Consider the following 18,549-nt stretch of genomic DNA (forward strand, 5'->3'; position numbering starts at 1 on the left):
AAAACTGGTGTCGAGAAGAGCACCCCACCATGGGTGTAGGGATTTCACAATATTTTCAGTTTCAGTCTGTTTTCAGTTGACTCGAAGTCAGTTCCAGCACCAGCGCATGCCGTAATAGCCGGGCGGCAGGTCGAAGTCGATGAAATGGGCAACAAGGTTCCCATCAACCTGAATGTCCCCGACATCCACTGTCGGCGAGCTGTTGTCCGGCCGGAACACCCGCCACACCCTGGCCGGTGGATCACCGGCGGGGAACCGCACGGTCAGGCAGTAGGTCTGCGCGCCCGCCCGGAACCCGCCGCCCCAAGCGGTGCAGGCCGGGCCGCGTCCGGTGAACTCGAAGACCGTGTCCACCAGCAGGTTCTCCCCGCGGCGCAGTGGGTGCGGGAAGCGGGCCTCCACCACCATCACCCCGGCCTGGTGATCAGTGGCCACCCGGCCCAGCCTGGTCCGCTCGCTGCGCCAACGCACTGGCAGCTCGCCCGGCTCGCAGGCCGCGATCACCGCGTCCCGGTCCACCCCGTCGATCCTGGCCTGCCGCAGTATCTGCAAGTCCAGCGCGTCGATGCCGCGCCCGGGGGCCAGTGCGAGGTGCTCGTGCACGCTCAGCGCGATGAGCTGCCCGTCGAAGGGGTTGGCCAGCTCCACCAGCAGCCGCTGCACCGTCTCGGCGTTCGCGCACACCTGCCGGGGCGTCACCGCGTACCAGGGCCGTTCCGGCGCGGGCTGCTGCTGCCGGGCCGGGCTGAGCAGGGCCTGCAGGGCGCCCTGGGGCACCCCGACGACCTCCTCCAGCGCGCGCACCAGCGCGGCCGAGCGCGGTCTGCTCCGGCCACGCTGCCAGTAGCTCAACGTGGCCAGACCGACCGGCATGCCGCGCTCGGCCATCCTGGCCCTGATCCGGGCCAGGGTCAGCCCGCTGGCCTGGATCGCCAGCCGCAATGCGTGCTCGAACGGACCGGTGCGCAGGGCCTCATGCAGTCCGCTCGACGCCATCTCCGATTTCCGCACACCGCCGATGGTGGCAGACAACGGCTTTCCAGAACATTTCGGTTTTCAGTGCGCGTAAACTTCAATTTCGAATAATGAGTAGCCGTACCGGGTGGCCCGGCTGATCCCGGTCATCCGCACGAATCGTGCCTGGGTGGCCGCGAACGGGATGTTGTCCTCGCCGCCGTCACCCTCGGCCACCGTCGCGACCGGCCGCCACTGCTGCCCGTCGGCGGAGACCTCGATCCGGTAAGCCTTGCCGTAGGCGGACTCCCAGCGCAGCACCGTCCTGGCCACCTGCTGCACCGAACCGAGGTCCACGGTCAGCGACTGATTGTCCGACCAGTCACTGGCCCACCGGGTGGTCCGGTCGCCGTCCACCGCCTTGCCGGGCGGGGACGGGTACATGCCGGTCTCGTGGCTGGACGCGCTGATCGCCTTGGCCTGGGCCAGATTGCCGATCTGCTCGCTGCGGCGGGCCGGGAACTCGATCACCTGCTGGTAGGTGGGCCGGTTCTGCCACTGGGTCTTGTCCTGGGTGATGCCGCCGGTGGGCCGGTGGATGATCTGGTCCCGGCAGAACTGGTCGCCCGGCTTGCAGTCGGCGTCGCCGGGGTAGGTGGTGGTGGCCGGGGTGTTCACCGCGACGCGCAGCGAGTCCAGCAGCGCGGTGCGGCAGGCGGCGGCGTTCCCGTTGCCGCAGAAGGCGGTCGGCGTCCACGCCTGGACCGGGTCGCCGAGCACCTTGCGCAGATCCTTGTGCACGTAGCCGTACCAGCCGTACTGGAAGGCCGAGCCGGTGTGCCCCGGCTGCTCGTCCACCCGCATCGCGGACAGGAAAGCCTTGTGCAGCGCGGGTTCCAGGCCGGGCTCGAACATCGCCTTGGCCAGCAGCGGGAACCAGGCGTCCAGCACCCGGATCGCCTCGGTGTGCAGGTAGACGTACTTGCCGGAGGCGGTCGGATCGCCCTCGGTGGTGCGATGCCCGCCCGCGCGCTGCCAGGCACGCAGCTGGGCCACCGCGGTGGCCAGCGCCGGGTCGGTGATGGGGGCCTGGTCGAGCACCCGCAGCAGCAACGGCAGCACCTTGTCCGCGCGCAGGTCCACTGTGGACGCGTCCGCCATCGCCTTGGTCAGCTTGGCCCTGGTGAACTTCTCACCGCGGTCCAGCAGCGGCTTGATCCGGTCGTCCAGGGGCTGCGAGCGGTGCACCGGGCCGAAGCTGAAGTTGCCGTCCGCGGCCGAGAAACCGGGCGCCTGCTTGTTGTTCCAGCTGGTCAGGTAGTCCTGGTTGACCACCTGCGGGTGCTGCTCGAACGGGGTGTACCTGGCCTGGTTGTCCGCGGGCCGCCAGTCCTGCCACTCATACGCGGTGTCCGCGCGCACCGGCAGGTTCGGGTCGTGGCCGGGCTTGCGCACCGGGTTGAAGCCGGAGTTGAAGTAGGCGATGTCCTTGCTGTCGGCGTAGAACCAGTTGAAGCCGTAGCCGATCTGGTTGGCCGCGCGCTGGAAATCCGCGGCCGAGCGGATCGCGTCCGGGTCGTTGAACAGCTGGAAGCCCAGGGTGGACTCGACCTCGCGCAGGTAGGTCGAGCGCAGCTTGGTGAAGGCCACCGGCTTGCCGGCCACGGTGCCGCGGTGGGAGATCAGGCCGAGCTTGGTGCGCTGGGTGACCAGCGTGTACGACCCGGCAGGGGTGGCGTCGGCCAGGCTGGGCTTCCAGGCGTTCTTCTTGGTCAGCTCCTCGATCGCCAGGCATTCGCCGCGGAAGCGGTAGTGCGCCGACTGCAGGGTGGGCGCGCCGCCGCCGGGCTCGCACAGCTCGACCGCGTAGCTGTCGGTGATGTCCTGGGAGGCGGTGGTCGCGCTCCACGCGTAGTCCTGGCCGCGGCCGAGCAGCACGTACAGGCCGAGTCCGGCGAAGGAGGCGCCGCGCGAGCTGATGCCGGGGGCCTGGATCTCCTGGACGGTCAGCAGCTGTGGGGCGAAGTAGCCGGTCTGCGGGCCGAACACGGCCACCGGGTGGCCGCTCTCGGTGTGCGCGCCGGAGACCAGCAGCGCGTTGGACATGCCGCGCTGGGCAGGCGGCGCGGGGGCCAGCGAGTCCTTGCTGGCCGGGCCGGTGGGATCGCGCACGATCGGCTGCTGCACCACCGAACCGCGGTCGGGCAGCACCACGCCCGCGGCGTCGGGATCGCTGGAGCCGTACGGGAAGGAGGTGCCGTTGTGCACGGTCACCGGGGCTTCCGGGTCGTTCTGCGCGCGGAAGGCCGACCAGACCGCGTCACCCTGGGCCTTGCCGTAGCGGGCCCGTGCCTCGACCAGGGCCACCGCGGAGATGACCTCCTGGCCGCCGCCCGCGCCGAAGATGCCGCCGACCAGTGAGGCGATCGCGCCGATGTCGGTGGGCTTCCAGGGTTCCGGCCCGCCCTCGTTGGTGATCGCGTTGGCCTTGCCGATGGCCACGTACTCACCGGGGAAGTACCGGCCCGCCTTGCTCTGCGAGATGTAGAGGTTGATGCCGGCCACGTAGTCCTGCACGTCCTGCTTCATCTGCTTGCCGCGCGGGCCGAGCTGGTCCAGCCGGTCGAACTGGGCCTGCAGATCGGCCTCGGTGTAGGGCGCGATGGACCACTGCTGCTGCTCGAACTCGCGGTTGCCGATCGCGCCGCCGGCGAAGGAGGAGACCTCGCCGCGGCCGACGTGCCGGAGCACGTCCATCAGGAACAGCCGGTCCTGCGCGGAGGCGAAGCCGGAGCCGAACATGCCGCCGGAGCGGGTGGTCCCGGTGATGTGCGGGGTGCCGGTGGCCTTGTCCCGCACGATGGTCACGTCCGGGCGCGGTGAGCTGGTGCTGGCCACCTGGTCGGGCGGCACGCCGAAGGAGGCGTCGTTGAAGTAGGTGTTGAGCTGCTCGTTGGTCAGGCCGCTGTAGCCCCAGACCAGCTTCTCGTAGCGGGATTTCTGGTCGCTGGAGTGCGGCGGGCGGATGCCCAGGGTCTTGAACAGCAGCAGCTCGGCGAAGGTGGCGTTGCCGTTCTGGCCGGGCGGCAGGATGTCGTCGCACTGGCTGATGCAGTAGTCAGGTGGTGGCGCGGCGGCCCGGGTGCCGGTGGGTTGCGCGACCGCGGGCGGGGCCCCTAGCAGGGCGATGGTGGTCGCAGAGGTGAGCAGCAGCCCCAGGCTTCGTCGCATCGCCATCACTCCTCGTGGGTTGTGACGCACGTTACGGGCGAGTAGCTTCTCGTGAAAGAGGTTCACGTTCGTGCGTTCGGATGATCCGAAAATGCTGGCGAGAGCGCTCTACTCACCCGTTCGGTAACTCTGCGTGGAGATCCGGTTCCCTAAGTGGATGCTGCGCAAACGTCTCGAACGTGATGGGATAACCGCAAAGTGACATAGATAGGCAATACTGCACGCCCACGCTTACTCGTGACCACGTCACGCCCAATCGGGGAGGCGTCCGTGATCAAGGTGCTACTGGTCGATGATGAAGACCTGGTGCGCTCCGGACTTCGCATGATCCTGTCCCGCGCAGGCGACATTGAGGTCGTCGGCGAATGCGACGACGGCTCGCTCGTCGTCGATCGGGTCCGTCAGCTGCGGCCGCACGTCGTGCTGCTCGACATCCGCATGCGCACAACAGACGGCCTGTCCGCGCTGCGCAGGTTACGTTCGCTGCCCGAGCCGCCCAAGGTGGCCATGCTGACCACGTTCGACATGGACGAGTACGTCAGCGAGGCGCTCCGGCTGGGCGCCAGCGGGTTCCTGCTCAAGGACACCGAGCCGACCCAGCTGGTCAAGGCAGTGCGCGATGTCGCCCGTGGCGGCGCGGTGCTGGACCCGGGCGTGGCCGCCCGGGTGCTGGCCGCGGTCGCGCACGGCGAACGGGCCGCCGAACCGGCCCGCAGCCTGCTCGGCAACCTGTCCGAACGTGAGCGCGAGGTGCTCGCGCTGATCGGCCAGGGCATGTCGAACGCGGAGATCGGCAGTGCGCTGCACCTGTCCGAGGCCACCGTGAAGGGCTACGTGTCCTCGGTGCTCGGCAAGATCGGCGCGGTGAACCGGGTGCAGGCGGCGCTGGTCGCCTACCGCGGTGGCCTGATCGCCTGATCGTTAGCCCACACACCGAGTTGGCCCAACTGGTACGGCAAGTTGGGCCAACTCGGCGTACCAGTTGGGCCAACTCGTGCGGTCAGGTGGAGCGGATGAGGGGTGGGTGGACCTCGACGCGGTTCCGGCCGTGGCGTTTGGCGCGGTAGAGGGCCTCGTCCGCGGCGTCGAAGAGGTCGTCCAGGTTGGCCGGGCCGGCCGCCACGCCAATGCTCACGGTGGGTCGCCGGGTGCTGCCCAGCACCAGCGACCAGTCGTGGCAGTCCACCGCGGACCGGATCCGCTCGGCCACCGCGGGCCCGGCGTCCTGCCATTCGTCGGTGGCGTCCACCAGCAGCACCACGAACTCGTCCCCGGCCCAGCGGGCGACCACGTCGTCGGCCCGGCATTCCGCGCGCAGCAGCTGGGCGATCTCGCGCAGCGCCACATCGCCCGCGGCGTGCCCGGCGTCGTCGTTGAGGCCCTTGAACCAGTCCACGTCGACCAGGACCAGCCAGGGCACCCGGCCCTTGGCCGCGGTGCTCTCCAGCAGCAGCGGCGCGGCCCGTTCCAGGCCGAGCCGGTTGGACAGGCCGGTCAGCGGATCGCGGGCGGCGGCCTCCTGCGCGGCCATCGCCAGCCGCTGCGCCTGCACCGCAAGCCGCCGCTGTTCCAGGGCCTGGCCGAGCCCCTCCTGCAGGGTCTCCACCGCCTTGCGCCCGGAGGCCACACTGCGCCGCAACGCCTCGGACTCGCCCACGTAGTCGCCGAGTTCGGCGCAGATGTTGGCCAGGTCCAAGGAGAACCGCAGCAGCAGCGTGGTGTCGTTGATCTTCTCCGCCTCGGCCACCGCGCGGCTGGCCATGGTGCGTGCGTCGGTGAGCCGGTTCTGGGTGTGCCGGATGGTGGCCAGCACCCAGTGGCACATGGCCAGGCCCCAGCGGTCTTCGTGCGCGGTGGCCAGCCGTTCGGCCGCGCGGGCGGTGCGCTCGGCCGCGGCCAGTTCGTTGATCCCGGCCAGCGCGCGGGCGTAGGAGCCCAGCAGCGCCCGGTGCACGTAACCCGAGCCGACCAGCTGCAGGCCCTCCCTGAGCAGTTCGCTGGCCTCGGCGAAGATCCGGCCGGATGCCTCCGGCGGGGCGTCCACCGCGCGGAAGTTCAGCGCCGCGCCCAGTCGTTGCAGGCAGTGCGCCAGGGTGTGCGGGTCGTCGGCGTCGCGGGCCACCTGGACGGACAGGCGCATCATGTCCAGCCCGGCCCTGCGGTGCCCGATGCCTTCTAGGAGGTAGGCCAGCATGCCGATGGTCTGCGCCGCGGCCGGGCCCTTGGGCTGATCGGTCTCCAGCTCGGTCCAGCCGTCCGCGGCCAGCTCCAGGGCCAGCGGCAACCGGCCCAGCCGCCAGGCCACCACGGCCCGGTAGACCAGCACCGTTGCCCGGCGCCAGCGGTCGCCGTCCTCGGCCGCGGGGGAACGCACCACCACGTCGTCGAAGAGGGTGTTGGCCTCCACGACCCGGCCTGAGTCCAGCAGGATCCGCACCTCGCGGTCCTGCCGCGGGATGTCGCCTTCCTGCCGCGGGAGATCGACCCCCGTCACCGGATCGTCCTGCTCACCGTGCCCTCGGCCTCCACCACCTGGTACGACCTGCCCGACAGGCTACCGTCACCGTCGCTGCCCGTACCGTTCATGGTGCACAACGTCATCAAGCGGCAGTCTCTTCCGCCAGCCGTGCCGCTCCAGATCCGGCGTCTGGGCGAGTCCACGCACCGGTCCGAGGCAGAGCCAGGCCACCGGCCGGACCCCGCCGGGAATGCTCAGCAACCTGCGCAGGAACTCCTCCCGGTAGAAGCTGACCCAGCCCACGCCCCAGCCCTCGGCGGTGGCCGCCAGCCAGAGGTTCTGGATGGCCAGACATACCGAGTACAGGCCGGCGTCGGCGATCGCGTGCCGCCCGAGCACGGCGGGCCCGCCGCGTTCCGGGTCGTAACTGACCACCACGCCGAGGCTGGACTCCATGACCCCCTCGACCTTGATCCGGGCGAAGGTCTCGGCCTGCTCGCCCGCGAGGCCGGCCGCGAAGACACTGCGTTCGGCCTGCACGTGTTCCTGAAAGGCCCGGCGCAGCGCCCGATCGCGCACCACGACGAAGTCCCAGGGCTGACTCAGCCCGACGCTGGGCGCGGCGTGCGCGGCGGTGAGGATGCGGCGCAGGATCGGCTCCGCCACCGGTGCGCCGGTGAACTCCGCGCGCACATCGCGCCGCCGGTGCAGCACCTCGTAGAAGGCCGACGACCTGCTTGCAGGGTCGAGCGTCAATGGGGTGTCCAAGGGGGAGTCCATCCGGCCGATCCTGCCTGACCGCGGTTGGCCCGACCCCGGCGGTCCGGTGGTCAACACCGCGTAAAGGTGCGGGTACCCAGCGTCAAGATCGCGTTGACGGCGGTCGCGGCCGCCTCTGGTGCCGGGGTGGACTGGGGTGTGCTGTTCGTTCCGGTCACCCCGGACACCGCACGAGTGCCCCGGCTGGCCTGTCCGCAGGGCTCCGGGCTCGGATTCGGTGTCGGGTTCACGCTCACCGGGGTCGTGGTGCTCGCCGCGGCCCGGCCCGCGCTCGCGCTGCTGGTCGCGATCGCCGGGGTCGCCCTGGTCTCCGCGCTCACCACGGTGCCGGGCGCGTTGCTGGTCGCGGCCCAGTCCTGGGGGCTGCACGTCGGTTTTGTCGCCGGGCACTTCGGCGAACTGAGTTTTGACGAGCACGCCAGGTGGACCGGCGCGCTGCTGGTCGTGGTGGCGGTGCTGGCGAGCGTGGCGGGGGCGGTGGCCAGGACCGTGCGCACCGCCCCCTCGCTCAGCGCGCGGGCTTCGCCGGTCCGGGGTAGGGCAGCAGGGCCATCTCCCGCGCGTTCTTGATCGCGGTCGCCACCTCGCGCTGCTGGGACGGGGTCAGCCCGGTCACCCGGCGGGAGCGGATCTTGCCGCGGTCGGAGAGGAACTTGCGCAGCAGACCGACGTCCTTCCAGTCCACGTGGAAGATTCCCTCGCGCAGCAACAGGTTCGGCTTGCGCTTGAGACCGGGGCGGCGCTCGAACTTGGCCATGGTCGCTCTCCTCACCAGCTCGACTTGCGGACGCCGGGCAGTTCGCCGCGGTGGGCCATCTCGCGCAGCCGCAGCCGGGAGATGCCGAAGGCGCGGAAGAACCCGCGCGGGCGGCCGTCGGCCACGTCCCGGTTGCGCAGCCGGGTCGGGCTGGCGTTCCTGGGCAGCTTCTGCAGCGCGGCCAGCGCGGCGGCCTGCTGCTCGGTGCTGGACTTCGGCGAGCGGATGATCTCCTTCAGCTCGGCCCTTTTCTCCGCGTACCGGCTGACGATCTCGCGCCGCTGCAGGTCGCGGGCGATCTTGGATTTCTTGGCCATCAGCGCTCTTCCTTGAACTCGACGTGCTTGCGCAGCACCGGGTCGAACTTGCGGATCACCAGCCGGTCCGGGTTGTTGCGGCGGTTCTTGCGGGTCACGTAGGTGTAGCCGGTGCCAGCGGTGGACCGGAGCTTGATGATCGGGCGGAGTTCGTTGCGGGCCATCAGACCTTCTCCCCTCGGCGGCGCAGCTCGGCCACCACGGATTCGATGCCGCGCTTGTCGATGGTCTTGATGCCCTTGGCGGAGACCCGCAGGTTGATCCACCGGTCCTCACTGGCCAGCCAGTAGCGGCGGCGCTGGATGTTGGGCAGCCACCGGCGCGAGGTCCGCACATGCGAGTGCGAGACCTGTTTGCCGTAGCCCGGCTCTCGGCCGGTCACCTGGCAGCGGGCGGACATGCGCGGCTCCTTCACGATCTTGTTGCGAACGACATCCATTTTCGTTTAGCTCGCTCCGAGGGTAGCCTGAGCTTGTCGGTGATGGAAATCGTTCCCAACTGGAGGATGACGTGACGCCACCCCGCACCTCGTTGGTGCTGGTCGCGGGCCTGGCGGCCGGACATGCCAGCGCCGTGGCTGACCGCTTCGCGGCTGATCCGGGCACCGTGGTGGTGCACCACGACCTGCGCGAGGTGACCCACGGCGTGGTGGTCCGGCGGCTGCGGCACGGCACGCTCGACGCCGCCGAGACCCTGGAACTGGCGCACGGCTGCGTGTCCTGCACGCTGCGCGAGGACCTGCTGCCACTGGTGCTGCGCTTGGCCCAGGCCCCGGATGTGCGCCGGATCGTGCTGCACTGCGACCGCGCGCTGGAGCCGGAGGCGGTCTGCTGGGCGCTCCAGCACGTGCTGATCGACGGCCGCACCGTATTGACGCTCGACCCTGCAAGCAGGTCTTCGGAAGACGAGGTCGTCTACCTGGACGCGGTCCTCACGGTCGTGGACGCGGACACCTGGTTCGCCGACGCCACCGGCGACATCGAGCTGAGCGAACGCGGCCTCGGCGCCAGTGCCGACGACGAGCGCACCATCGCCCAGGTCGCGGTCGGCCAGGTCGAGTTCGCCGACCTGGTGGTCATCGCGGGCAGCGCCCCGGACGCCTGGACCGCGTCCCGCACCGACGCGGTGCTGGACCGGCTGGCCCCGCTGGCGCCCCGCGTCCGGCTGGCCGACCTGGACCCGCTGACCGCACTCGACCTGGTGCCGCCCGGCGCCCGGCGCGGCGAGATCGACGACGCGCACTCCCCGCTGCTGCGCGGCCAGCCGCCACTGGAGGCCGAGTCGGGCGTGCAGGTCACCGTGTTCAGCCAGCGCAGGCCGTTCCACCCGGACCGGCTGCACGAGGCACTGGACTTCCTGCTCGACGGCGTGGTCCGGGCCAGGGGCCGGGTGTGGGTGGCCAGTCAGCCGGATGTCGCGCTGTGGCTGGAAACCGCGGGCGGCGGCCTGCGGATCGGGCACGCCGGACCGTGGCTGGCCGCGCTGGACGACTGGTCCGGGGTGGACCCCGACCGTCGGGCCATGGCCGACCTGAACTGGGACCCGTACTACGGCGACCGCGGCCAGGACATCGTGGTGCTCTCGCACACCGCGGTGCCTGCCGAGATCGCCGAGGCGCTGGAGTCCGCGCTGCTCACCGACGAGGAACTGGCCGAGGGACAGGACGCCTGGCTGGCCTACGCCGACCCGTTCGGCTCCTGGCACGAGGACCCGTGCGACGACGACCGCGCCCCCACCGATGTGATCATCAGCAACCAGAAGGACGAAGCGTGAAAAAGGGCATCCACCCTGACTACCACCCGGTGGTCTTCCAGGACTCCTCCACCGGGATGAGCTTCCTGACCAGGTCCACGGCCACCTCGAACCGGACCATCGAGTGGACCGACGGCAACACCTACCCGCTGCTGCTGGTCGACGTCACCGCGGACTCGCACCCGTTCTGGACCGGCGCCGCCAGGGTGATGGACACCCAGGGCCGGGTGGAGAAGTTCCGCCGCCGCTACGGCGACCGGGCCAACCGGAAGGGAACCAACTGAGATGGCTGTCCCGAAGCGCAGGATGTCCCGTAGCAACACCCGCAGCCGGCGGGCGCAGTGGAAGGCCGAGGCGCCCGACCTGGTGCCGGTGGTGGTCAAGGGCAAGAAGATGCTGGTGCCGCGGCGGCTGATCCGCTGGGCGCACAGCCAGGCCTGACGAGCGGCCCGCCCCGGTTCGCACCGGAGCGGGCCGCCCTACGCCGGGCGGGCGACCTCGCCGTTGCCGTCGACCTGCACCGCGCCGTCCGGGGAGTCCCGCCACTGCTCGAACGGGCGGTCCAGGCTCCACCGGCCGTCCGGGCCCTTGTGCAGGATCCGGTGCTCGCAGTGCCGAGGGTTGGACAGCGACTCGAACAACTCGATGCTCCACATGCACAGCCGCCGCACCAGCAGGCGCAGGGTCAGGCCGTGCGAGACGATCAGCACCGTGCGCGGGTGCGAGGGCTCGGTCTCCATCCGGCGTTCCAGGTCCGACATGAACCCGGCCACCCGGTCGTCCACGTCCGCGCCGGACTCGCCGTGGGCCAGCCGGAAGAAGAAGTGCCCGAAGGCGTGCCGCGCCTGCTTCTGCCGCTCCTGTTCGATCGGGTCCTGCAGGTTGCCCCAGTCCTGCTCGCGCAGCCGTGGCTCGTGCACCACCCGCTCGAACACCTCGCCCAGGTCCAGTCCGCGCAGGGTTTGCTGGGTGCGCAGGTACGGGCTGACGTACACCGCGACCGGGCCGGGGCCCAGCGCGGCGCGCACCGCGGTCCGCGCTGCCCTGGCCTGCTCCTGGCCGCGTTTGGTCAGCGGGAGGGCATGGTCGGGCACCCGGCAGTACGCCATCTCGTCGACGTTGCCGAGGCTCTCGCCGTGCCGCAACAGAATGATCCGCACAACACCATCGTGCCTGGTTTCCACTACTCCAACCGGTCGAACATCAGGAAACCGGGCCCTTCGAGGTGGTCAAGCACCCGATCGGCCCGCACTCCAACGGATGCTCGCTGTTACAGTCCGAGCTAGATAATGGACGGGAGTGTCACATGATCGAGTGCATTGCCGGGTCCGGATCATGACCGCGCCGAAGCGGGCCGTGGTCATCGGCGGCGGCACCATGGGCGCGGGCATCGCACACGTGCTGCTCGTGGCGGGCGCGCAGGTGACCGTGGTCGAGGCGGACGCCGACCGGTGCGCCACCGCCCGCGAGACCGTGACCGCCTCCCTGAGCAAGGCACAGGAGCGCGGCAAACTGCCCGAGGGCGTGACCGCGGAGTCCTGTGCCGGGCTGCTGAGCACCGCTGACGACCTGGCCCGGCTGAGCCCGGACACCGAGCTGATCGTGGAGGCCGTGCCCGAGCGGGTCGACCTCAAGCGGCAGGTGTTCGCCGCCGCCGCGACCGCCTGCCCGAACGCCGTGCTCGCCTCGAACACCTCCTCGCTGTCGATCTCCCAGATCGCCGCCGGACCCGCCGCCGACCGCACCCTGGGCATGCACTTCTTCAACCCGGTGCCAGCGCAGAAACTGGTCGAGCTGGTCACCCACGCCGAGCTGGCCGAGGCCAACTTGACCAGGGCGAAGGACTGGGCCGAGGCACTGGGCAAGACGGTGATCGTGGTCAACGACTCGCCGGGCTTCGCCACTTCCCGCCTTGGCGTCGCGGTTGGCCTGGAGGCCATCCGGATGCTGGAAGAGGGCGTGGCCAGTGCCGAGGACATCGACACCGGCATGACCCTGGGCTACCGCTGGCCGATGGGCCCGCTCAAGCTCACCGACCTGGTCGGCCTGGATGTTCGACTGGCCATCGCCGAGCACTTGGCCGCCACCCTCGGCTCCCGGTTCGAGCCGCCCCGGCTGCTGCGGGACAAGGTCGCCCGCGGTGAGCTGGGCCGCAAGTCCGGCAAGGGCTTTTTCGATTGGCCCGATGCTTAGGCTCTCCCTGTGGGAGATGTGACGGTTAGGGACTACCGGTCCAGCGACGCGGACGCGGCCTGGCGGCTGCGCGGGGTGCCCTTCGGCGGGCCCAAGGAGACACCCGAGCTGTGGCGCGGGGAAACCACCTGGCGCGGATTCGTCGCCGAGACCGGCGGCGAGCGCACCGGCTTCGCCATGATCCGGCCGTACCGGCAGTTCTTCGGCGGGCGGGCGGTGCCGATGGGCGGCATCGCCAGCGTCGCGGTCGCCCCGCAGGCCCGCGGCAAGGGCGTGGGCAGCGCGCTGCTGGACACCATCCTTGCCACGATGCGCGCCGACGGGCAGCCGATCAGCGCGCTGTACCCGACCGTGCCCGCGCTCTACCGCGGCCGCGGCTGGGAACGCGGCGGCGTGCTGGAGTCCATCGACCTGCCCGTGCACGCTTTCCAAGGCCGCCGTAGCGCGATCGAACTGCGCGCGGCCACCGAAGCCGACGTCCCGGCCATGCAGGACTGCTACCACCGGATGGCCCAGACCGTGGACGGCATGCTCGACCGCCGCACCAGGTCCTTTCGCGCCAGGCAGCTGCTCGACGCCGACGCCTCGCTGGTCACCGACGGCGGCTACCTGCTCGCCCAGCCCAACCGCGAGCAGCGGGTCCTGGAGGTCTGGGAGCTGGTCGCGGACACCCCCGAGGTCGCCCTCGGCCTGCTCGACTCGATCGGCTCCTGGACCGGGCTGCTCGACCGGGTGAAGTTGCACATCGCCGACGAGACCCTGCTCGGCGTGCTGGAGTGGTCCGGCCTGGACGGCCGGAAACGCACCCAGCCGTGGCTGCTCCGGGTGGTCGACCTGCCCGCCGCGGTGGCCGCCCGCGGCTGGCCGACCGCGCCCTACCTCGACGATCACACCGTGGACCTGGAGATCGAGGACCGGCACGCGCCCTGGCAGGCCGGGCGGCAGCGGCTGATCGTCAAGAACGGCGAGGTCGCGGTGGAACCCGGCGGCACCGGCGCGGTCCAGCTCACCGCCCGCGGCCTCGGCGCCTGGTACTCCGGCTCGGCCAGTACCGCCGGACTCCGCCGGGCGGGCCTGCTGCGGGGCGATCCCGAACACACCGCACTGCTGGACCTGCTGGTAGGCGCACCGGGCACGGCCAGGATGGCCGACTATTTCTGAGCTGGCTGCCTAAGATCCGCTGGTGCTGCTGACCGTCCTCGAACTCGTCGGCATCGCGGTCTTCGCCGCCTCCGGGGCGCTGGCCGCGGTGCGGGCCCGGCTCGACGTGTTCGGGGTGGTCGTGCTCGCCATGACCACCGCGCTCGGCGGCGGGATCATCCGGGACGTGCTGCTCGGCATCCACCCGCCCACCGCCCTGCGCACCTGGCCCTACCTGCTGGTCTCCGCGGCCACCGGCCTGCTGGTGTTCGTCTTCCACCCACAGGTGGCCAAATTGCGCCGGGCCGTGCTGCTGGCCGACGCGGTCGGCCTCGGCCTGTTCACCACCGGCGGCACCACCACCGCGCTGGCCGCGGGCGTGCCGGTGTACACCGCCTGCCTGATCGGCATGACCACCGGCATCGGCGGCGGCGCCCTGCGCGACCTGCTGCTGCGCGAGATCCCCACCGTGCTGCGCCAGGAGATCTACGCGGTGGCCGCGCTGACCGGGGCGATCGTGGTCGCCATCGGCCACCGGCTGAACCTGCCCGCAGGCCCGACCGCGGTGGTGGCCGCCGCGCTGATCTGCGGGCTCCGGCTGCTCGCGCTCTGGCGTCGGTGGGACGCGCCTAGGCCGCGCGAACGATAGTTTTGCTGGTCAGGGTTCAGCGTGCTCTCAGGCGGCTCTTAAGGAAACCGGTCAGACTACCGATATGCGCATCCTCGTTGTGGACGACGACCGAGCCGTTCGGGAGTCGTTGCGGCGGTCCCTCCAGTTCAACGGCTACCAGGTGGAGCTGGCCAATGACGGTCAGCAGGCCCTGGAGGTGCTGGGGCACAACCGGCCGGACGCGATGGTGCTGGACGTCATGATGCCCAGGGTGGACGGCCTGGAGGTGTGCAGGCGGCTGCGCGGCACCGGCGACGACCTGCCCATCCTGGTGCTCACCGCCAGGGACGCGGTCTCCGACCGGGTCGCCGGCCTGGACGCCGGCGCCGACGACTACCTGCCCAAACCCTTCGCCCTGGAGGAGCTGCTGGCCCGGCTGCGCGCGCTGCTGCGCCGGGTCGGCCCGGAACAGGACAACGCCAACGCCCAGCTGGCCACGCTCAAGTTCGCCGACCTGGACCTGGACCCCGGCACCAGGGACGTCAACCGGGCCGGTCGGCCGATCAGCCTGACCCGCACCGAGTTCTCCCTGCTCGAACTCTTCCTGCACCACCCGAGACAGGTCCTGACCAGGGGCCGGATCCTCGAGGAGGTGTGGGGCTACGACTTCCCCACCTCGGGCAACGCCCTTGAGGTCTACGTCGGCTACCTGCGCCGCAAAACCGAGGCCAACGGCGAACCCCGCCTGCTGCACACGGTGCGCGGGGTCGGCTACGTACTCCGGGAGACGCCTCCGTGAGCGAAGTGCCCACCGTGCGCGTCGGCCGTGACGCGCACCAGCCCCGCATGCAGCGGGTCACCCTGCAGAACCGGCTCACCCTCTTCGCCGCGATCGGCGTGGGCACCGCGGTCGCCCTGGTGTCCGTGGCCGCCTACTTCACCGTGTACCGCAGCCTGTACAGCGAGCTGGACGAGCAGTTGCTCAGCCGGGCCAACGTGATCGCGGACAGCGCGCTCGGCCAGGGAATCGAGCTGGAGCGGCAGTCCGCGGCCATCTTCGACGCGATCGACCTGCGGGTCGGGCTGGCCGAGACGCTGCCGGACGGGCGGGTCAAGGTGACCTCGCCGCTCAACTCGCCGCCGGTCCCGGTCGGGCCGGACGAGATCTCGGTGATCAGCGGGCACCTGGACCATTCCAGCCGGACCGACGCGCGCAGCGATCAGCGGGTGATCGCGGTGCCGGTGTACCGCAACGCCGCGCTGGTGGTGGCCCAGCCGCTCAAGCCGACCAGGGACACCCTGGGTCGGCTGGCCTGGGTGCTGTTCGCGGTCGGTGGCGCGGGCATCGTGCTGGCCGCCGCCGGTGGGCTGGCCGTGGCGCGGACCGCGATCCGGCCGGTGCAACGGCTCACCAAGGCCGCCGAGCACGTGGCCAGAACCGGTGACCTGCAACCGATCCCGGTCACCAGCGAGGACGACGAGCTGGCCAGGCTGACCAACAGCTTCAACGCCATGCTCGGCGCGCTGGCCGACTCCCAGGAACGCCAGCGCAGACTCGTCGCCGACGCCGGGCACGAGCTGCGCACCCCGCTGACCTCCTTGCGCACCAACCTGGAACTGCTGGTCGCCTCCCAGCAGGCCGACGCCAAGTACCGGCTCTCCGATGAGGACCGGGTCGAGATCTACGCCGATGTGCGCGCGCAGATCGAGGAGCTGACCACCCTGATCGGCGACCTGGTCGAACTGGCCCGCGACGACGCGCCGCTGGTGGTGCACGAGTCGGTCGAGCTGGTCGACGTGGTGGAACGGGCGCTGGACCGGGCCCGCCGCCGCGCGCCCGGGGTCAGCCTGGACATCCGGTTGCGGCCGTGGACCCTGGTCGGGGACGCCAACGCGCTGGAGCGGGCGGTGATGAACCTGCTGGACAACGCGGTCAAGTGGAGCCCGCCGGACGGCAGGGTGCGGGTGGAACTGCGCCAGGCCGGCGCCCAGGCGGTGGTGCTGGAGGTGGCCGACAGCGGTCCCGGCATCGCCGAGTCCGACCTGCCGCACGTCTTCGAGCGCTTCTACCGCTCCACCGAGGCACGCACCCTGCCCGGCTCCGGGCTGGGGCTGGCGATCGTGAAGCAGGTGGCGCAACGGCACGGCGGCACCGTCACCGCGGGCCGCTCGCCCGAGGGCGGCGCGCTGATGTCGTTGTGGCTGCCGGGAAATCCGTCGGAGACCTTCCACTCGGACGGGTTCCCGGAACCGGGGCAGCCGCAGCACTGACCAGCCAGGCCGGTCACCGATGGGCTGCGGTGACCGGCGGACCGGCGGTCACCTGGCCGCGTTCAGCCGAGCAAGGTCGTTGCGGCGCAATGTATCCGCTTGGTCAGACACAAGCCGGCCGGTTGCCTCCGCGGGGAGCGCGTGCCACGCCAGCCCGGTCCAGTCCCGCCAAGCCCGATCCACGACCGAGCCCGAGTCCTGGAACTTCTGTGTGCCGGATGTCCGCGCCATCGGCGGACCGCCGGTGAACTCCAGCAGTGTCAACGATCCATGCACACCGGGGTGTGCCCCGGCATCGATGGGCACTATCCGAACGGTGACGTTCGGTCGCTCGGCCACCACGGCCAGCGCTCTGAGCTGGCGGGCCAGTACCGCAGTGCCACCAACCGGTCTCAACAGGGCGCTTTCGTCAACCAGGCAATGCAGTTGGGGTGGATTGGGGCGGCTGAGGATGAGCTGGCGGTTCAACTGAGTCGCGACCAAGCGGTTGAGGTCTGGCTCGGCGAGGTCCGTGTTCAGGGGAGTCAGCAGAGCGCGGGCGTAGTCGGGCGTCCGGAGTAGGACGGGCACAACCCCGAGCGCGTAGTCGCGGATGACGGTGGCCTCGTCCTCCAAAGCGATCGTCTGATGCCAGTCCTCGGGTATCCCGGCACCGGGGAGCTGCCACCATCCCCGGGAACTGAGGGCGCCGACCAAGCCAAGCAGACGCTCTCGCTCGGCTGGCGGCACCTGGTAGTAGGTGAGCAGCGCCGAGACGTCATCCACCTTCAGCCCGCGTCGGCCGGTCTCCATCCGCTGCAGCTTGGTCACCGAGCAGCTGAGCGCGCGGGCCACCTGCCATAGCGTCATCCGCCGCGCCTTGCGCAGCGCGCGCAGTTCCGTGCACACCTGGCGCGTGCGGGAGGACCGCCACACTGGACTGGTGATCGGCTTCATCGCACGCCTTCCGTTCGCTTTCCGTTGTGTCACATGGCCGATCGGGTTGCTGTTGTTCGGCGTCGTGCACCGGCGTCTCGGGGACTGGGCTGGGCTCGCCTGATCCCTGGGACGGGCACCACGGGTCCGGGCATGGCCGCCAGTACGGCGGGGTGTTGCAGTTGGCCATGAGCAGCCCCTTGTTGTTGCAGGTGAGACAACGGCGTGGATCAGCCATCTGGGCCCCCACCTTGAGAATCACGACCAATCTAGACTGGTCAATCTAGATTGCTCGCGAGCACCGTAGCACCCTGCCCTCAACCTGTCTAGAAGGGTCGGTATAGGCTGGTTGCGTGGCTGAGGAACGCGGAAACCAGGCAGAAGGCAGCGAACAGCCCTACCGGCGGATCGCGGCGGACCTACGAATCGCGATCGAGCAGGGCGAGTACCGCCCTGGCCATCAGCTGCCCAGCGGCTCGGTGTTGATGAAGCGGTACGACGTGGCCCGCCAGACCGTGCAGAACGCCATTGACCTGCTGCGAGTCGAGGGCTGGGTGGTCAGTAGGCCAGGCGCCGGCGTCTTCGTTCGGGACCGTCCGGTTGTCCAACGCTTGAGCCGAAACCGGTTGAGCCGGGAAACCCGTCAGGCAGGGCGAGGAGCATTCCTGGCTGATGCGGAGGCGAGTGGCTTCACACCGGCGGTCGAGGTGGTTGTGCGCTTCGAGCCCGCAGGAGAGCGGATCGCTGATGCGCTCGACATCGAGGCTGGAGACGAGGTGACCGTTCGGCAGCGGATTATGAGTGCGGACGGCCAGCCGGTGCAGCTCGCGGTTTCCCGCCTGCCAAGGTCAATCACCGCGGGGACCGCCATCGAGCAGGACAACCCGGGGCCGACTGGCATCTACGGAGTGCTGGACGAGGCCGGACACACCCTGGACCACTTCGTCGAGTCGGTCTCCACCCGCCCTGCGACGCAACAGGAACTGACCGAGTTGCGCTTGGCACCAGGCACACCGGTGCTCGCGGTGACCCGGGTCGCCTACGACAGCACCGGGCGGCCGGTGGAGATCAACGACATGGTGCTGGTCGGCGACAGGTATGAACTCGTGTACGAGTTCGCCGCGACCTGAGGCTGAAACCCCGCGTCGCCCCCGGAAGAAGGCGACGCGGG

Annotated in this window: 21 protein-coding genes; 11 read left to right on the forward strand and 10 right to left on the reverse strand. The window is 70.4% G+C overall.

Annotated features, from left to right (window positions below; all coding sequences use genetic code 11):
* Nucleotides 1-87: 87 nt before the first annotated feature.
* Both MZC64_RS09560 and MZC64_RS09565 read right to left on the reverse strand, forming a co-directional pair.
* On the reverse strand, nt 88-1,011 hold the full coding sequence (locus MZC64_RS09560; RefSeq protein ID WP_247762902.1) for a hypothetical protein: 924 nt from the start codon (nt 1,009-1,011) through the stop codon (nt 88-90).
* A gap of 45 nt (nt 1,012-1,056) precedes the next feature.
* On the reverse strand, nt 1,057-4,185 hold the full coding sequence (locus tag MZC64_RS09565) for a penicillin acylase family protein (protein WP_247762910.1): 3,129 nt from the start codon (nt 4,183-4,185) through the stop codon (nt 1,057-1,059).
* Between the two features lie 270 nt (nt 4,186-4,455).
* Between MZC64_RS09565 and MZC64_RS09570 the strand changes: the two genes are divergently transcribed.
* Nucleotides 4,456-5,103, forward strand: a complete 648-nt coding sequence (locus MZC64_RS09570; protein WP_086780697.1) for a response regulator transcription factor — start codon at nt 4,456-4,458, stop codon at nt 5,101-5,103.
* 82 nt (nt 5,104-5,185) lie between these two features.
* Here MZC64_RS09570 and MZC64_RS09575 read toward each other — a convergent pair whose 3' ends face one another.
* Together MZC64_RS09575 and bluB are read right to left on the reverse strand one after the other, a co-directional pair.
* Nucleotides 5,186-6,679 (reverse strand): GGDEF domain-containing protein, encoded by a 1,494-nt coding sequence (locus tag MZC64_RS09575; RefSeq protein WP_247762912.1) that lies wholly within the window; start codon nt 6,677-6,679, stop codon nt 5,186-5,188.
* Nucleotides 6,680-6,745: 66 nt separating this feature from the next.
* Entirely contained in the window at nt 6,746-7,423 is a 678-nt protein-coding gene (gene bluB / locus MZC64_RS09580; RefSeq protein WP_247762915.1) for a 5,6-dimethylbenzimidazole synthase, read from the reverse strand.
* A gap of 66 nt (nt 7,424-7,489) precedes the next feature.
* On the opposite strand from bluB, the gene MZC64_RS09585 reads away from it, so the two are divergent.
* The gene (locus tag MZC64_RS09585) at nt 7,490-7,993 is read left to right on the forward strand and encodes a hypothetical protein (protein WP_247762917.1); all 504 of its coding nucleotides are present in this window, start codon (nt 7,490-7,492) and stop codon (nt 7,991-7,993) included.
* On the opposite strand, the gene rpsR is transcribed toward MZC64_RS09585, so the two are convergent.
* The 4 genes from rpsR to rpmB are packed head-to-tail and all read right to left on the reverse strand — an operon-like array spanning nt 7,932 to nt 8,897.
* Nucleotides 7,932-8,180 carry a 30S ribosomal protein S18 gene (gene rpsR, locus MZC64_RS09590; protein WP_185001553.1) on the reverse strand — a complete coding sequence of 83 codons (249 nt, stop codon included), beginning with the start codon at nt 8,178-8,180 and terminating at the stop codon, nt 7,932-7,934. The genes MZC64_RS09585 and rpsR overlap by 62 nt on opposite strands.
* Nucleotides 8,181-8,191: 11 nt before the next feature.
* Nucleotides 8,192-8,497, reverse strand: coding sequence for a 30S ribosomal protein S14 (gene rpsN, locus MZC64_RS09595; protein ID WP_247762920.1), 306 nt, complete (start codon nt 8,495-8,497; stop codon nt 8,192-8,194).
* Nucleotides 8,497-8,661 (reverse strand): 50S ribosomal protein L33, encoded by a 165-nt coding sequence (gene rpmG / locus MZC64_RS09600; RefSeq protein ID WP_247762923.1) that lies wholly within the window; start codon nt 8,659-8,661, stop codon nt 8,497-8,499. The genes rpsN and rpmG overlap by 1 nt, the downstream gene beginning before the upstream one ends.
* Nucleotides 8,661-8,897 carry a 50S ribosomal protein L28 gene (gene rpmB, locus MZC64_RS09605; RefSeq protein ID WP_247762926.1) on the reverse strand — a complete coding sequence of 79 codons (237 nt, stop codon included), beginning with the start codon at nt 8,895-8,897 and terminating at the stop codon, nt 8,661-8,663. Before rpmB ends, rpmG begins: the two co-directional genes overlap by 1 nt.
* Before the next feature lie 110 nt (nt 8,898-9,007).
* On the opposite strand from rpmB, the gene mrf reads away from it, so the two are divergent.
* Genes mrf through rpmF form a run of 3 tightly spaced genes read left to right on the forward strand, consistent with a single transcriptional unit; the run spans nt 9,008 to nt 10,690 of the window.
* Entirely contained in the window at nt 9,008-10,270 is a 1,263-nt protein-coding gene (gene mrf, locus MZC64_RS09610; protein WP_247762928.1) for a ribosome hibernation factor-recruiting GTPase MRF, read from the forward strand.
* Complete coding sequence (locus MZC64_RS09615; RefSeq protein WP_247762930.1) at nt 10,267-10,533, forward strand: type B 50S ribosomal protein L31; 267 nt, start codon at nt 10,267-10,269, stop codon at nt 10,531-10,533. Before mrf ends, MZC64_RS09615 begins: the two co-directional genes overlap by 4 nt.
* Nucleotide 10,534: 1 nt before the next feature.
* A complete protein-coding gene (gene rpmF, locus MZC64_RS09620; RefSeq protein ID WP_185001558.1) occupies nt 10,535-10,690 on the forward strand; it encodes a 50S ribosomal protein L32 in 156 nt (51 codons plus the stop codon).
* Between the two features lie 38 nt (nt 10,691-10,728).
* On the opposite strand, the gene MZC64_RS09625 is transcribed toward rpmF, so the two are convergent.
* The gene (locus MZC64_RS09625) at nt 10,729-11,409 is read right to left on the reverse strand and encodes a phosphoglycerate mutase family protein (RefSeq protein WP_247762932.1); all 681 of its coding nucleotides are present in this window, start codon (nt 11,407-11,409) and stop codon (nt 10,729-10,731) included.
* 175 nt (nt 11,410-11,584) lie between these two features.
* Between MZC64_RS09625 and MZC64_RS09630 the strand changes: the two genes are divergently transcribed.
* From MZC64_RS09630 to MZC64_RS09650, 5 genes are all read left to right on the forward strand, one after another.
* The gene (locus tag MZC64_RS09630; RefSeq protein WP_247762933.1) at nt 11,585-12,442 is read left to right on the forward strand and encodes a 3-hydroxyacyl-CoA dehydrogenase family protein; all 858 of its coding nucleotides are present in this window, start codon (nt 11,585-11,587) and stop codon (nt 12,440-12,442) included.
* Nucleotides 12,443-12,460: 18 nt separating this feature from the next.
* Complete coding sequence (eis, locus tag MZC64_RS48575) at nt 12,461-13,603, forward strand: enhanced intracellular survival protein Eis (protein ID WP_247797696.1); 1,143 nt, start codon at nt 12,461-12,463, stop codon at nt 13,601-13,603.
* 22 nt (nt 13,604-13,625) lie between these two features.
* Nucleotides 13,626-14,231, forward strand: a complete 606-nt coding sequence (locus MZC64_RS09640; protein WP_247762947.1) for a TRIC cation channel family protein — start codon at nt 13,626-13,628, stop codon at nt 14,229-14,231.
* A 64-nt stretch (nt 14,232-14,295) separates the two neighbouring features.
* Nucleotides 14,296-14,991 carry a response regulator transcription factor gene (locus tag MZC64_RS09645; RefSeq protein ID WP_247762949.1) on the forward strand — a complete coding sequence of 232 codons (696 nt, stop codon included), beginning with the start codon at nt 14,296-14,298 and terminating at the stop codon, nt 14,989-14,991.
* Nucleotides 14,992-15,038: 47 nt separating this feature from the next.
* Nucleotides 15,039-16,463, forward strand: coding sequence for a HAMP domain-containing sensor histidine kinase (locus MZC64_RS09650; RefSeq protein WP_247763376.1), 1,425 nt, complete (start codon nt 15,039-15,041; stop codon nt 16,461-16,463).
* 48 nt (nt 16,464-16,511) lie between these two features.
* Here the strand turns inward: MZC64_RS09650 and MZC64_RS09655 are convergent, their stop codons facing one another.
* Nucleotides 16,512-17,399: a helix-turn-helix transcriptional regulator gene (locus MZC64_RS09655; protein ID WP_247762951.1), complete on the reverse strand. Its 888-nt coding sequence runs from the start codon at nt 17,397-17,399 to the stop codon at nt 16,512-16,514.
* 332 nt (nt 17,400-17,731) lie between these two features.
* Here MZC64_RS09655 and MZC64_RS09660 point away from each other — a divergent pair, with 332 nt between their 5' ends.
* On the forward strand, nt 17,732-18,508 hold the full coding sequence (locus MZC64_RS09660; RefSeq protein WP_247762952.1) for a GntR family transcriptional regulator: 777 nt from the start codon (nt 17,732-17,734) through the stop codon (nt 18,506-18,508).
* Nucleotides 18,509-18,549 lie beyond the last annotated feature (41 nt).

The sequence above is a fragment of the Crossiella sp. S99.2 genome (genome assembly GCF_023094165.1).
GTDB lineage: Bacteria > Actinomycetota > Actinomycetes > Mycobacteriales > Pseudonocardiaceae > Crossiella.

Bases quoted from the DNA above. Each gene is read 5' to 3' on its own strand.
- rpmB (WP_247762926.1), bottom strand. From the start codon at position 8,897: ATGTCCGCCCGCTGCCAGGTGACCGGCCGAGAGCCGGGCTACGGCAAA.
- rpmF (WP_185001558.1), top strand. From the start codon at position 10,535: ATGGCTGTCCCGAAGCGCAGGATGTCCCGTAGCAACACCCGCAGCCGG.
- MZC64_RS09655 (WP_247762951.1), bottom strand. From the start codon at position 17,399: ATGAAGCCGATCACCAGTCCAGTGTGGCGGTCCTCCCGCACGCGCCAG.
- rpmG (WP_247762923.1), bottom strand. From the start codon at position 8,661: ATGGCCCGCAACGAACTCCGCCCGATCATCAAGCTCCGGTCCACCGCT.
- MZC64_RS09630 (WP_247762933.1), top strand. From the start codon at position 11,585: ATGACCGCGCCGAAGCGGGCCGTGGTCATCGGCGGCGGCACCATGGGC.
- MZC64_RS09645 (WP_247762949.1), top strand. From the start codon at position 14,296: ATGCGCATCCTCGTTGTGGACGACGACCGAGCCGTTCGGGAGTCGTTG.
- bluB (WP_247762915.1), bottom strand. From the start codon at position 7,423: ATGGACTCCCCCTTGGACACCCCATTGACGCTCGACCCTGCAAGCAGG.
- rpsR (WP_185001553.1), bottom strand. From the start codon at position 8,180: ATGGCCAAGTTCGAGCGCCGCCCCGGTCTCAAGCGCAAGCCGAACCTG.
- MZC64_RS09650 (WP_247763376.1), top strand. From the start codon at position 15,039: ATGCAGCGGGTCACCCTGCAGAACCGGCTCACCCTCTTCGCCGCGATC.
- rpsN (WP_247762920.1), bottom strand. From the start codon at position 8,497: ATGGCCAAGAAATCCAAGATCGCCCGCGACCTGCAGCGGCGCGAGATC.
- MZC64_RS09565 (WP_247762910.1), bottom strand. From the start codon at position 4,185: ATGCGACGAAGCCTGGGGCTGCTGCTCACCTCTGCGACCACCATCGCC.